This is a genomic window from Idiomarina sp. 29L (genome assembly GCF_004123135.1).
In the GTDB taxonomy this organism is placed as follows: Bacteria; Pseudomonadota; Gammaproteobacteria; order Enterobacterales; family Alteromonadaceae; genus Idiomarina.
Map to the genome: position 1 here is coordinate 202,605 of NZ_SDJS01000003.1, position 13,790 is coordinate 216,394.

13 protein-coding genes are annotated in these 13,790 nt (G+C 47.8%); 3 read left to right on the forward strand and 10 right to left on the reverse strand.

Going from position 1 to position 13,790, the window contains the following annotated elements:
- Positions 1 to 13: 13 nt before the first annotated feature.
- From phoB to EST55_RS08405, 9 genes are all read right to left on the reverse strand, one after another.
- A complete protein-coding gene (gene phoB / locus EST55_RS08365) occupies positions 14 to 700 on the reverse strand; it encodes a phosphate regulon transcriptional regulator PhoB (RefSeq protein WP_129497118.1) in 687 nt (228 codons plus the stop codon).
- A gap of 96 nt (positions 701 to 796) precedes the next feature.
- Entirely contained in the window at positions 797 to 1,708 is a 912-nt protein-coding gene (locus EST55_RS08370) for an AEC family transporter (protein WP_129497119.1), read from the reverse strand.
- An 80-nt stretch (positions 1,709 to 1,788) separates the two neighbouring features.
- Positions 1,789 to 2,754: a porin gene (locus EST55_RS08375; protein WP_129497120.1), complete on the reverse strand. Its 966-nt coding sequence runs from the start codon at positions 2,752 to 2,754 to the stop codon at positions 1,789 to 1,791.
- Positions 2,755 to 2,882: 128 nt separating this feature from the next.
- Entirely contained in the window at positions 2,883 to 4,160 is a 1,278-nt protein-coding gene (locus EST55_RS08380; RefSeq protein WP_129497121.1) for a tetratricopeptide repeat protein, read from the reverse strand.
- An 11-nt stretch (positions 4,161 to 4,171) separates the two neighbouring features.
- Complete coding sequence (locus EST55_RS08385) at positions 4,172 to 4,777, reverse strand: energy transducer TonB (RefSeq protein ID WP_126752433.1); 606 nt, start codon at positions 4,775 to 4,777, stop codon at positions 4,172 to 4,174.
- Between the two features lie 6 nt (positions 4,778 to 4,783).
- Positions 4,784 to 5,191, reverse strand: a complete 408-nt coding sequence (locus EST55_RS08390) for a biopolymer transporter ExbD (protein ID WP_053953732.1) — start codon at positions 5,189 to 5,191, stop codon at positions 4,784 to 4,786.
- Positions 5,192 to 5,212: 21 nt separating this feature from the next.
- Positions 5,213 to 5,743 (reverse strand): MotA/TolQ/ExbB proton channel family protein, encoded by a 531-nt coding sequence (locus tag EST55_RS08395; RefSeq protein ID WP_088767536.1) that lies wholly within the window; start codon positions 5,741 to 5,743, stop codon positions 5,213 to 5,215.
- Positions 5,744 to 5,745: 2 nt separating this feature from the next.
- Complete coding sequence (locus tag EST55_RS08400; protein WP_129497122.1) at positions 5,746 to 7,125, reverse strand: MotA/TolQ/ExbB proton channel family protein; 1,380 nt, start codon at positions 7,123 to 7,125, stop codon at positions 5,746 to 5,748.
- A gap of 12 nt (positions 7,126 to 7,137) precedes the next feature.
- Positions 7,138 to 7,938 carry a DUF3450 domain-containing protein gene (locus EST55_RS08405; RefSeq protein ID WP_129497123.1) on the reverse strand — a complete coding sequence of 267 codons (801 nt, stop codon included), beginning with the start codon at positions 7,936 to 7,938 and terminating at the stop codon, positions 7,138 to 7,140.
- 188 nt (positions 7,939 to 8,126) lie between these two features.
- Between EST55_RS08405 and EST55_RS08410 the strand changes: the two genes are divergently transcribed.
- Positions 8,127 to 9,860: an ATP-binding protein gene (locus EST55_RS08410; RefSeq protein WP_129497124.1), complete on the forward strand. Its 1,734-nt coding sequence runs from the start codon at positions 8,127 to 8,129 to the stop codon at positions 9,858 to 9,860.
- Between the two features lie 60 nt (positions 9,861 to 9,920).
- Positions 9,921 to 10,811: a recombination-associated protein RdgC gene (gene rdgC, locus EST55_RS08415; RefSeq protein WP_129497125.1), complete on the forward strand. Its 891-nt coding sequence runs from the start codon at positions 9,921 to 9,923 to the stop codon at positions 10,809 to 10,811.
- A gap of 6 nt (positions 10,812 to 10,817) precedes the next feature.
- On the opposite strand, the gene EST55_RS08420 is transcribed toward rdgC, so the two are convergent.
- Positions 10,818 to 11,666 carry an HDOD domain-containing protein gene (locus EST55_RS08420; protein WP_129497126.1) on the reverse strand — a complete coding sequence of 283 codons (849 nt, stop codon included), beginning with the start codon at positions 11,664 to 11,666 and terminating at the stop codon, positions 10,818 to 10,820.
- Between the two features lie 98 nt (positions 11,667 to 11,764).
- Here EST55_RS08420 and EST55_RS08425 point away from each other — a divergent pair, with 98 nt between their 5' ends.
- The gene (locus EST55_RS08425; RefSeq protein WP_129497127.1) at positions 11,765 to 13,426 is read left to right on the forward strand and encodes a Zn-dependent hydrolase; all 1,662 of its coding nucleotides are present in this window, start codon (positions 11,765 to 11,767) and stop codon (positions 13,424 to 13,426) included.
- Positions 13,427 to 13,790: the final 364 nt, after the last annotated feature.

Sequence of the window (13,790 nt, forward strand, 5' to 3'; positions counted from 1 at the left end):
AGCAGACCCGCTGTTAGCGACTTGAGAAACGATAACCAACTCCACGAACGGTCTGGATTAAACGGTCGTAACCATGGTCAGCCAGAGCTTTGCGTAAGCGGCGAATGTGGACATCAACCGTTCTGTCTTCAACGTACACGTTTGTGCCCCACACGTGATCCAGCAACTGCTCGCGGCTGTACACCCGCTCTGGGTGTGTCATAAAAAAGTGCAGTAACTTGAATTCGGTTGGCCCCATGTCAACGCTGTTGTCACCAACCGAAATGCGGTGCGATACGGGGTCGAGCTTTAAGCCTTCAACTTCCAGCGGCTCGTCTAACACCGTTGGCGCCACACGTCTAAACACGGCACGCATACGAGCCATCAGTTCTTTCGGGGAAAACGGCTTAGTAATATAGTCGTCAGCCCCCACTTCTAACCCTTTTATTTTGTCTTCTTCTTCCCCGCGAGCAGTCAACATAATAATAGGAATATTGCGGGTGAAGTCATCGCCTTTAATTTTTTTGGCGAGTTGAATGCCTGAGCCACCGGGAAGCATCCAGTCAAGCAATACCATGTCGGGGTATGGCTCGGCAATTTTACCGACAGCGGCGTCAAAATCATGAGCTTCGACTGCTTGATAGCCGTGTTGCTCCATAACAAAGCTCAACATCTCACGAATAGGTGCTTCATCTTCTACAATTAGAATTCTACGCGACATGTGTTTAGTCCCTTATTGGATCAGTTGAGCCAATTATTACTAAAGAATATGACATTTTTATGACCAGCGACACATTGCTGTAAAATTTCTATTGTTTTAGGCCAAATACTGCATTAATTCATAGGTTAACGGCAGCGTGATAAAGGCCAGCAATATGCCATAACCGACCATAGCAGCTGACAGCCGCGGCGCTAACCCGGCCATAATAGCGACAGCTCCTGCGGTTATCATTGGTGGCATGGCAGCTTCAAAAACGGTGACCTGAATCAGTGTGTTATCAAACCCAAAACTGAACAGCAGTAACATAGCAACTGCCGGCATGAGTACCAGCTTGGTTAACAAGCCAATGGCCAATGGTGTTTTACTGCCCTTGGGTAAACGGAACTTCAGCTGAAAACCCACGGCTATCATAATGACCGGCACTAGCGTAACGGCTAATGACTCAATCAAGCGCTGAAAAACATCAGGATAATTCAGGTTTTTGGTCAAGAGCGCCAGCACTAACGCAATAAATGGCGGGAACGTCACAATTTTTTTCAATACACCTGTGACGGTTGGCGTCTCGTTCTGGTCTTCGTAAAGCGCAATAATAACGGTTGAGTAAATAGCTAAACCGAAGAAAGAGCCAAATTGGTCATAGAGCAAGCCATAGGCTATCGCGTCACTGCCGTAAAAAGCTTCTATCATCGGAAAACCGAAGAAAGAAGTATTCCCTAAAGGAACACAAACTAACAGAGCGCCGATAATTTCTTTGCGCCATTTCAGTGCCCTGCCAATAAGGAAGATAAACACCGCACTAAATGCCAGTAGCACCCAGGGAATAATAACCGGAATAAGTAAGTCAGTGGAAAATTCAAGGCCTGGTACTTTGCTGAAAATAACGCCGGGTAGCGCGGCATAAATAACGTATAAATTGAGAACTTCGGCCGTGTTGTCGGGACACTTCCCGGAGCGTTTTAGAATAAAACCAATAAGTAGGTAAAAGCCAAGTACCGCCAGGTTGGTCATGGTAAATACAGAGGTTGAGAGTGACGCCTATAGTGTAGCCTGACCGAGACGATCAGGCTACATCAGTCTTTGTTAGACGCTTACCAGGAGAAGTCGTGACGAATGCCTACAGCGAAGAAGTCTTGTTCTGCGCCGGGTGTTGCACCACAGCCACGGCTTTCATAGGTGGCTATGTCACACTCACGACCGGTGTACCATGCGTATACACGAGTATCGCCGGTAAAGTGGTAGTCCGCACCGAATGAGAACGACGCATCGCTTTCACCACTTTCATCGACCGACTGGTACTGACCTTTTAATACCCAGTTATCGATTGGGTAGGTTGCGCTCAGTAAGTAACCGTCACCGTCTTCCAGACCGTCGGTGCTTTCAAACTGCTGCAGCGCAGCGCCTAGTTTGAAGCCACCTAATTTAGTGTGGACGCTTAACTGTTCAGTGTCGTAACCGTCAACGTCACGGTCAACCGCAATAGCAGCGTAAAACGGCGTTTTCTTCAGTTTGTCGTCACCGTACAGTAACCCCATCGACACGCCGTCTTCCTGCGCATCGCCGCCAGAGGCGATATAGGTAACACCGAACGTGAAGTTATTGTAGGTTGGCGAGTAATAGGTCACGGTGTTGTCCGGACGCTCCTCACCAACGAATAAACTTTTTAAATCCGCTTCGTAATCTTTAAACGCATCGATAGAGCCTTGCGAGTCTTTCAGGAAAGTGTCGTAACGACCTATCATGACTTCACCAAAGTTGCCGCGTAAACCGACGATTTGGTTACGGTTAGTTACGGCATCTTTATCATCACTGGAGTCCGCTAAGTCAACACCAAACTCAAGCTGGTAAAAAACTTCTAAATCATTTTTCAGTTCAGCCGCGCCTTTAAAACCAAAGCGCGACGAGTTGCTAACAACGTCGGTGTCAGAGCCGTTGCCGGTATCATTGCTTTGTAACGATACATTAGCTCGACCGTAAACGGTTAACGTACCGTCATCGTTCGCAAACGCCGGGAAAGTCGCACCAGCAATTAACAACGCAATTAAAGACTTTTTCATAGAATCCTCATTAACTTATAACCCAACTGCCCAATTCTTAACCGCATTATAGACACGATAAGAATTATTGCAGTTATTTTTCTGCCATGAGTCAATTCTATGTCTTTTTTGTTACAGCTTTATGACAGTTAAAAGTTACTAAGCGCTGCCAAGTGTTCCTTTTGCTGATACTGTGCCTTTGCGTACTTCAACCACTGCTTTGCTGTTGCTGCTGTTTTTTCATACTCACTTGCCTGTTCAAAGGCTTCCAGCGCCAACTTGTAGTCTTTCAAGTTTAGTGCCGCCATACCTTCCACTAAGTGCAAATGCCCTAGGTTAGACACCTGCCCTTTATTACGGCTACGCGTAACGTACTCGATGGCTTGATCATTATTGTTCAGGTTTAAGTGCAGTTGTGCGATTTGAGCGGCGAAGTTACCGTGGTCAACTTGCTCTGATGCTTTTTCATAAGCTTGAATCGCTAGTTCGTATTCTTTTGCTTGAGCGTAAGCCTGCGCCATAAATTTCAGGTTATCGACAGTAGCGTCGACCACACCTTTTTGTATTGCACTATTTAACGTTTCTGCCGCTTTGAATGGCAGTTCGTTGAAGTAATACGCTTGCGCTAGCTGACGCCAGTCGCTGGCTTTTTCAATAAAGCCCTGTTGATTGGCTGCTTCCAAAACCGCTAGCTGCTTTTTATCCTGCTCCAGCTGAGCATAAACGCCAGCCAATTGCAGCCAGTATTCCGGCTTACTGTAATCAGTGACCAGGCGCTCCATAACGCGCGCAACTTGTTCGGTTTGTTCCAGTTCATAATGCAACGCGCGTTTAAGAATCAACCAGTTTTCATCGGGAGTTTTGCTATCAGCGTCAGCATTAGCAATGGCTTTATCAATAAGCGGCAGCGCTTTAGTAAAGTCTCCCGACTGGTAAAACGCCTGCGCTTTCAGGACCCAGGCTTTACCTAATTCGTCTGGCTCGGCCAACGTCTCCCAACGCCCCAGAAACTCAACAGAGCGCTGATACTGGCCTTCGCTTAACGCCAGCTGAGCCAGGCTAAACAAGGTGCTTTTTTTAAGCGACTCGGGTATCGGCGACTCATTAACAACTTTCTCAAAATAGTGAATGGCCTGGCTTATTTGATCCTGCTCATAATACATAAAGCCATAGAAGTTCCAGAGCATGGCGCGCTCATAACTGTTCATACTGTCGGCTTTACCTTCAATGTCTGAAAGAATACTTAACCCTTCCTGCACATTGCCATTGTCGGCTTGTTCCTGCGCCCGCGCCAGCTGACCATATACTTTTTCACGCAGGGCTGGCACACGTTCGGTTTGTTGTGCACCTCTTTGTTCCGCAAGAAGGGGCTGCGTTAATGCTATCCAGCCACTTAAGGCGGCAATAACCACAAATTTCATATTCATAAGTCACCCAATCAGTTCATTTCGAAGGTCATGCGGTTTCTGACTCCGTCAACTTCTACCGCTTCGCCGTCAATGACCCTTGGTTTGTATTTAAACTTCAGTACCGCATCCATGGCGGCCTGGTCAAAAATGCCTTCCGGCTCAGCCTCAACAACGACAGGATCGCGCACTGAACCTTGTTTGGTCACAGTGAACTCAACCACCACATAGCCTTCAATCCCACGCTGTAGTGCTCGTCGAGGGTACGCCGCCTGCACTTTCACAATAGGCAGATACTCGCCGTCACTGGCTTGCAATGACATACCATTACCAATGTCTGCCCCCGCGTCCATACTGGCAGAGAAGTCATAACCTGAGCCGCTATCTGCATCGGCAATGTCGTTATCCATTTGCGGTTGCGGCAAGTCTTCCGGCGGTTGCTCTGGCTCCGGTGGGCGCTCAGGCTTGCGCTCTTTCTCCTGCACTTCTTCAGGCTCTGGTGTGCGCACAAAGTCCAGTACGCTACCTCGCGGCGGCTCGCTCATTGCCCCTTCGCCACCGCTTATTAGCGACTGCATTAAGTAAAACAGGCCAATAGTGACAAACGCGGCGACCAATAATGCTGCCAAAAGTCTCATTGCGGGTTACTCTTCGTCAGTTGCAACAGATACGTCATACACACCGGCGGCTCGCGCTGCATCCATTACTTTAATAAGCACGCGTGTATTCGACTCTTCGTCGGCCTGAATGACCACAGAACCTTGCGGGTTCTCTGCGTATAAGCGTTCGATATTAGCCTGCACCGCACGCACATCCACCTGACGCTTGTTTATCCAAATTTCGTTGTTATCACTTATCGCAACTAAGATGTTTGCCCTGTTTTTCTGAACCGCGGTGGCGGCATCAGGACGGTTTACATCAATACCCGCTTCTTTCACAAAAGAAGCGGTAACAATGAAGAAAATAAGCATAATGAACACCACATCCAGCATGGGCGTCATGTCGATGTTGCTCTCTTCTTCTTCGATTAAGTTGGCAAAATGCTGTTTCATCGTTATTTCCTCAGCCTCACCTTAGTGACGCTCTAAAAGTATTTTGTCTTCTAGTTTCATGCGCTCGCGACGAGTAGTGCGCTGCAGCCAGGTGGCGGCGAATACACCGGACAGCGCGCCGACCATACCGGCCATTGTCGGGATAGTGGCTTTTGACACCCCCGAGGCCATAGAGCGAGCGCTGCCGGTACCTGTGACGGCCATTACGTCGAACACTTCTATCATGCCGGTCACAGTCCCCATCAGACCCAGCAACGGACATAACGCGACTAAGGCTTTTATCACCGGTAAGTTGCCCCCTAGTGCCAGGCTGACGCGTGAGATCATTGCCTGACGAATTTGCTCCGCGTTCCAGGACGACTTGTCTTCACGTTGCTGCCAGCGCTTTAGCGTGTCTTTAACGCGCGCACGATGCCCTTTCAGGTAGTAAAAAATACGTTCGAGAATCATTAACCACATACTAAAAATAAGGATTCCGATAACCAGCAGGACTTGCCCGCCGGCCTCGATAAAGTCTCGAATCGCATTATTAAACTCGATGAGAAATAACACGGTTACTCTCCTCGCTCTGAGCGCTCCGCAATAATGCCGGACGCCTGCTCCTGCAATATGTGAATCAGGTTTTTACTGCGAGTGTGTAAGGTGGCAAACAGTAAGGTCATGGGTATTGCGACCACCAAGCCGAGTACGGTTGTGACCAGGGCTTGTGAAATACCACCGGCCATCAGTTTCGGGTCACCTGTGCCGAACAGCGTTATCGCCTGGAAGGTATTGATCATACCGGTCACGGTACCCAACAGACCCATCAACGGTGCGACCACGGAAATGATTTTTATGAACGTCAGGTTGCGCGTAATTTTAGGAACTTCGCGCAAGATACCTTCACTGAGCTTCAGCTCCAGCGTTTCGGTGTCGGCTTGCGGGTACTTGTCCTTAATAAGCATGACTCGACCCAGCGGGTTGTCCTGACTTGGCTTGTCTTTCTTAAGCTGACGTTTCACTTTGTTGCCCAATAGCATCAGTGACACAAAGCGCTCTAACGCAAACAGCAAGCCAATAGCACCCAAAGCAAGAATGATATAACCCACGGTACCGCCTTGGTCGATGCGCTCACCTAAGCTCGGTGCCTGAACTAATAAGCCAAGAATTGAACCGCCCGTAGGGTCTAAACCGAAAGTCACAATGCCACTGTCGGTTTGCTGAATATTTTCAGCAGTGTCCAGGTAACGACCTGACGGTTGGCGTACCAGCTCAGCAACAGATCCGGTTGAAGTCATGCGTTCTAGGTACTTGCCGTTTGAAACTAGGTTAAAGGCACCAACGCGAACCACTTCTTGTTCAGCTTTGTCGCCGTTGGCTGCTGTCACCTCAGTCGTGAACTCAGCCACTTTACCCGACTCGGTCATTTCCTTTTGCAGAGCAAACCAGACACTTTCAATGTCTTCAATAGACGCCAGCTTCGACGAAGAACTCATATTCTCTGCCAGCTCTTTAAGCGCGTTTGACCGGCCTGGGTACTGCGCTGAAATAACCGAGTTGTCGAACTTGCCTGAAGCGTCATTAGCCACCTGCTGCAGCACACCAAACAGCTCTTTGAGTGAGCCCATGCGCTGAGTCAAAGTGTCGCTTAAGTTGCCTAAATCGACTTCGTTCTGTTCAAAGTTAGTTTCCAGTTGCTCGGCGCGTTGCTCCAATTGATTTCTTTGGGCAATAGCGTCTTCGAGCATGGCTTTTTGCTCTTGCTCTTTTTCGCGGAAACGCTGTTCGCGTTGCTTATTGCTTTCTGACTGCGAAAACTTCCCTTGCTCTAATTGCTGTAGTAATTCATCTAAATTAATCGGGTCCTGTGGCAGCGGCGCGGCTAGTGCAGCGCTTGAGGTCGCTGCCAGCGCAATCACCGAGAACCACTGGACAATGCGTTGTGTTAGCTTCATGTGTGTGACTCCTTATTGACCAGCAGCGGTGTTGGTAGCGGCTTTGTTAGCGAAGACAGGCATCATCAGCATGTCCGGTGCTAACTGTTTTCGGGCTATGCGGATAGCTTCTTCAACGGCAGGTAAGTGCTTACTATCGAGCTCTTGCCAGTTGCGCTCCTGTTGGTTCCAGATACCCAGGTGCTGACCGTCACGCGTTTTATAAATAAGCGCCACGCGGCCAATACGCAGGAAGGTAACGTCTTGTTGTTGCCCGTTTATTTCGTGCTCTGCGGTATACGCTTCAATATTGCGCCCATAATCTGCTTCAATTTGGTAAGCTTCCATAACACGGCGGAATTTCTCAGAAACGTCGACGTTGGCGCGCTCCATTAAGTCATTAAGTTGTGCTAAGCGCTCGCTACGTTCGGTTTGCAGGAAGGGAACGTCCAGCTCAACAAAAGACTCGAGAGAGTCGATCATGCGCAGCATAAGCGGTGTAATTTGACGCTCGACATAACTGACCTTGTCTATTGAGTCATTGATGTCCTGCTTTTCCTGCTCCTGGTTATTGATTTGCTGTTCCAACTGAGCGGTATAAACTTTTAAACCATCAATTTCTTTCATGATGCGTTTATACTGTTGCAGACGCTCTTGCATGTTGTCTGAGATTTGGTCGATGGTCAGTTGCGATTGACGCGCAGACTGGTTAATTGATGATGCTTGCTCAACAACCGGTTCAAGCTTGTCTTGCTCTTGTAATGGAGCTGAGTGCGCTTGCGCTAAAAGCGCAGAACTTAAAACCAAAGCGCCAGCCGAGGTAATGAACTTCATAAGTTATGCCCCTTGTGAATTAATTTGTGGCAACTTTAGTGAGTTTTAGTGACAGCTTGATGACCGAAGTGTGTCAGTTTTGTGTCAATTACTCTGGAACGAGGGCGCGTTGCTTTATTGCGTTATGAACAGCAATGATTTAGTTTAAGCTTATATTTATTTACAAAAATCTTACGCACACCTCATATATGGCCATCAAAAGTATTTCATCATCACTGCTGACAAGGGTTCTGTCCGTTTACTTTGTGCTGACATTCATCGTCACAGCAGTACAAATCGGTGCCGAATACTTTGATACCAAACGTATCTTGATTGCCGAGCTTCAAAACCAACAACGCACTTTTAATGGCTCTCTAACTCGCTCGCTGTGGGAGTTTAATAGCGATCAAATTGACAGTATTGCAGACGGTCTCATTGGTATTCCGGCTATTGCCGGTGTATTAATTCGTGATGACGCCGGTAATATTTTGGTACAACTGGGCGAAACCTCGGAAATGTCTGACTTACCGGAAGAAACGAGTGAAGGCGTTTTACTCCCTGAACGCAATGGTGTTTTTGGCTACCACAGTTCACTTATTTTCGAGTTTTCCGGGCACTCCACAAAGGTTGGTGACGTTAGCCTGTTTTCAACGCGCGACATTGCTATTGACCGGATTAAAGTCAGCCTGGGCTTTATTATTGGTAATGCACTCATAAAAAGTACTTTCTTAATTATTCTGTTCACGGTCGCGTTCAGCCGTATGCTAAGCCGCCCTCTCAATGACTTAACACAGCAAATAAAAAGCTTCAGGCTGGACAACCTGGAGCGTTCGCGAATTCGCTTAAAAGACCAGCATAATAACGAGCTGGTACTGATTGAGCAGGCTTATAACCAACTTCTCGATAACATTGAAGAGTACCAGGCCGATTTGGACCGTACTCAGAATAAACTGAAAGCAGCTAATAGGCAGCTGGATGAACAGAACGCGATTCTAGAACAGGAAGTGGCTCGTAAAACCTCTCGTTTGAGCCAGGTAATGCTCGATCTTGAGCAGCGTAAAAACGAGCTGGAAATGCGACAGGAAAAGCTCGAGAGAGAAATTAGTCAGCGTCGTACAATGGAAAACACGCTGCGTCAGTCTAACCAGCGGCTTGAGTCGTCGTTGAACCACTTACGCGAAACCCAGCAACAACTCATTGAGTCGGAAAAAATGGCCTCGCTTGGTGGCCTTGTTGCGGGCATTACTCACGATGTGAACACACCCATCGGGATTAGTGTGACTGCGGCCTCATATCTGCGTGAGAAGTTAGATTCACTGGATACCGCGTTAAGCAATAAAGAACTGACGCAGCCTCAACTGCAAAAATTTATCGAGGAAGGCAGAGAAAGCTTAAGCCTACTCGATAACAACCTGCATCGAGCGTCCGATCTTATCAGTAGCTTTAAGCAAGTGGCAGTCGACCAGGCGTCTGACGCCATTCGTGATATTAATGTGAAGCGCTACATAGAAGAGTTGATTCAGTCATTGCAGCCACATTTGAAAAAAACGCTGCATAAAATTGAGCTCAACTGTGCCGATGACTTATTTATTCGGTGCCCGGCCGGCGCGTTGTCGCAGATATTCACTAACTTAATTTTAAATTCGTTACGTCATGCCTTTGACGGCGTTGAACAAGGTACCATGACCATCAATATCGAACTTCGTGACAGCACGCTTCATGTTGTTTATGAAGATAATGGTAATGGTCTGTCTGAAGAGAACCTTGGCAAGCTGTTTGATCCCTTCTTTACCACCAAGCTCAACGATGGTGGCAGTGGTCTGGGTACCCATATTGTGCGTAATTTGGTCACTCAAACACTGAAAGGCGATATTGACGCCACCAGCGAACCTGGTCACGGCCTAACTTACACCTTTTCGTTTCCTGTACAGGTTTTAAACTGACAGCAACGTTGTTAGTCGATACAATTCAGGGTTTCTAATGCCGGACAGGAACCCTAATTTATGTGGTTTAAAAACCTTCGCTTTTACCATTTCAGTGAGACTTTTTCATTACCCGATGATTTTGCAGAGCAGCTAGCTGAACATACATTTCACCCGTGTTCACGAACTGAACAAAGCAGTTTTGGCTGGTTCTCCCCCTTTGGCCCAGACAACGATACGTTAACGCACAGCGTCGGTAATTGTTGGCTGCTATGCGCCAAGCGCGAAGAAAAAGTATTGCCCAGCACCGTCGTCAACGCACAACTGGATGAAAAAGTCCGCCAAATTAGTGAAGCTGAAGGCCGCTCTGTGCCACGCAAGGAAAAACAAAACTTAAAAGAAGATTTGATTCATCAGCTGTTGCCACAGGCCTTTAGTCGTTTTCGTCTTAGTTGGGGCTATATTGACTTAGACCGACAGTTTATTGCGGTTGACGAGTCAGCAGCAAATAAAGCGGAAGACTTTCTCGGTTTATTGCGTGGCTCGGTTGGATCTTTACCTGTCAGACCTTTCAGCCCATCAGAAGCCGTTGAAGTATATTTGACCGACTGGTTGCAAAAGCAAGAGATTCCTGCCCCTTTTGAGCTTGGCGACGAAGCGGAACTGCGTTCACCTCAGGCTGACGGTGGAATCATTCGCTGTAAGCAGGAAGACCTGACTCGTGACGACATTCAAGCCCATTTAACCGCAGGCAAACAAGTGACTCGACTGGGCTTAGTTTGGCAAGAAAATCTCGAGTTCATTATTGAGTCCGATATGGCGCTGAAACGTGTCAAACCGACTGACGTGTTGTTAGACGCAAAAGACGATTTAGTTGATCCAACACCAGAAGAAAAGGTCGATGCCGACTTCGCTTTAATTAGTGGCGAAGCCGGTCAGTTATTCGATGACTTGAAAAAAGCGTTCGCATAACCCGGATTAGCCAAATAAATCCAATATCTGGTGGTAAGACTCTTGAGTTGAGTCTTGCTGCCAGAAGTCCTCGCTTTCTATAATCCCTCTTAATTCATACTCCACCACGGTAACATTGTGTCTTTTACTGGCGTTATTGCCTGTTAATAGGCTGGCTAAATGCACAATATCGCAATAATTCACGGTAATGGCGTCATCCAGATTCATGCGCCCTTTATTAAAATGTAACGGTACCTGCACTAAGTTTGGTGTGAATTGCCAGTATTTCAGAATGTTAGTACCCAGCGGTGAACTTAACTGTGAAATGCATTCGTTAATAAACGTTGGATTGGCAAAACTGTCCTCAAACTCACTGGCCATTCTTAAAATAGGCGTCACGCCAATTCTGGATACCATCCCTGCCAGCAAAGAAACATCCTGGTGCAACCGGTGCCCTATTCCTCTGCGCTGAAGATCTTTCGTGATAACCACCGATGCAGCGGCAATTTCTCTGCTCTCTTTGATATATTGTTCTGAGAACATCTTCACAATGTCGTTGCCAGGCTCAAATACCTGCTCCATGGCCATTGCAAAAGCCAAGGTGCGAATTCGACGCATACCTATACGTGTTAGCGCCTGCATCAGGCTTTCAGCTTTATTGCGGCCCCCCAGATAAGCACTGTTTGCCAGACGTATTAATCGAGCCGACAATACGGCATCTTGTTGAATGATGTGCGCCAAATCGTGCAAGTTGCAATCAGGATCAAGTGTTGCGTTACGCACTTGCTCAGCCGTTTTCGGCAAACCGGGCAACGTTAGTTCGTCACGCTGTAACCGTTCATCAATGAGTAAATAAAGCGCATTCTGCGATGCCATTGAGAGATCCTTTTTTATGGTTATTCTATTGCTTCTAATCAGGCATAGCAGTAGATTAACAGAACTTTCCAACAACTCAATTTGACAAAAGTATCATTATGAAAAAATCAGCCTTTTTTATTGCCCCGTTAGCGCTTGCTATAGCCGCATGCGGTCAACAATCAACAACTGAAGATACCCAAAGCGCGGCTCCAAAAAGCTATCAATTGATTGAAGGAAAAGAGCACCGGCTCGATATTTACACGCCGTATGAATTGACCAGTGACCTGTCGCATTTATCCAGCGACCAGAAAAAAATGATCGGCTTACTGATTGATGCGTCGAAAATAATGGACGAGCTATTTTGGCAGCAGGCATTCCCCGGAAACAAAGAGAAGCTGCTGACAAAGGTAGAAGAACGCGCTAAAGAGTTCACGGTGATAAACTACGGTCCGTGGGATCGCCTCAACAACAATCAACCGTTTTTAACTGGCTTTGACGACAAGCCTGCCGGCGCCAACTTCTACCCGGAAGATATGACCAAGGTTGAGTTTGAGAACGCTGATCTAGCCAATAAAGACAGTCTTTACACGTTATTACGCCGTGATGAGAACGGCGATTTAATGACGGTTCCTTACTCTGAAGCTTTCAATGAGTCACTAACCGAGGCAGCTGAGTTACTTCGTCAGGCAGCGGATCTTGCGGAAAGTAAAGAGTTCGCCAAATACCTGCGCTTACGTGCCGATGCGTTTTTAAGTAATGAATACCAACCGTCTGATATGGCGTGGATGGACATGACCGACAACGAGATTGATGTCGTTATTGGCCCTATTGAGAACTACGAAGACCACTTGTACGGCTACAAAACGGCATTTGAGTCTTATGTTTTGATTAAGGACAAAGCCTGGAGTGACCGCTTAGCGAAATACGCCGAGTACTTACCTGAATTACAACGCGGCTTGCCGGTTGAAGACGCTTACAAAGCTGAAATGCCGGGCGCTAATGCCCAGCTAAACGCTTACGATGCGGTCTACTATGCCGGGCACTCTAACGCGGGCAGCAAGACTATTGCTATCAACCTGCCAAATGACGAAGAAGTGCAGTTAGAAAAAGGCACCCGCCGTCTACAACTGAAAAACGCCATGCAGGCTAAATTTGATAAGATTTTGGTGCCTATTGCCGAACAGCTGATTGTGCCAGAACAGCGCGAGAACATTACGTTTAATGCGTTCTTTGCTAATACCATGTTCCATGAAGTCGCTCATGGCCTGGGCATTAAAAACACGCTAAATGACAAAGGCACAGTGCGTTCAGCATTGAAAGAACACGCTTCTGCGCTAGAGGAAGGCAAGGCCGATATTCTGGGGCTTTACATGGTCACACAATTGTTTGAACAAGGCGTTTTAGCCGAAGGCGAATTGGAAGATTACTACACCACCTTTATGGCGAGCATTTTCCGTTCAGTGCGTTTTGGTGCATCCAGTGCCCACGGCAAAGCCAACATGATTCGTTTCAACTACTTTGCCGACGAAGGCGCCTTCAAGCGCAATGAAAAAGGCCAATACGCCATTGATATGGACAAAATGCGTGCCGCCATGAATAGCCTTTCAGAAAAAATTCTGACCCTACAAGGCGACGGCGACTACAACGGTGTCGCTGAGCTGGTTGCAACCTTAGGCGTTGTCAGCCCACAGCTCAAAGCCGACCTCGACAAACTCGCCGACGCCGGCATCCCCGTTGACGTCACCTTCAAACAAGGCAAAGACGTACTGGGCCTATAGAGCGGGTGGAGGGATTGAACCACGAGCGCTGAGGTTTCAGGAGCTACTGCGGAGGACGCCCGTGAATACATCCCTGTAGGGCTTGGGCAGCGCCATCCATGGCGCTGCACACCTCCTCAGTAGCTCCCGAAACCATTGGGCGCACTCATGGTCCATTCCCCCACACGACCAATGGTAGATAGGGCCGGTTGCTCACTTGTAAGCGTTACGAGTGTTGAACCTCCTGTGGCGGAGTGTCGAAGGCCAAGGATGGCCTTCGTCAAGCGTTCATGGATGAACTCGTAGCGTCTCCGCCACAGGAGGTTCAATGCTCAAGCGAAACAAGTGACAACCGGCCCTCTTCCCAGCTTGGCTATTGCGCAGT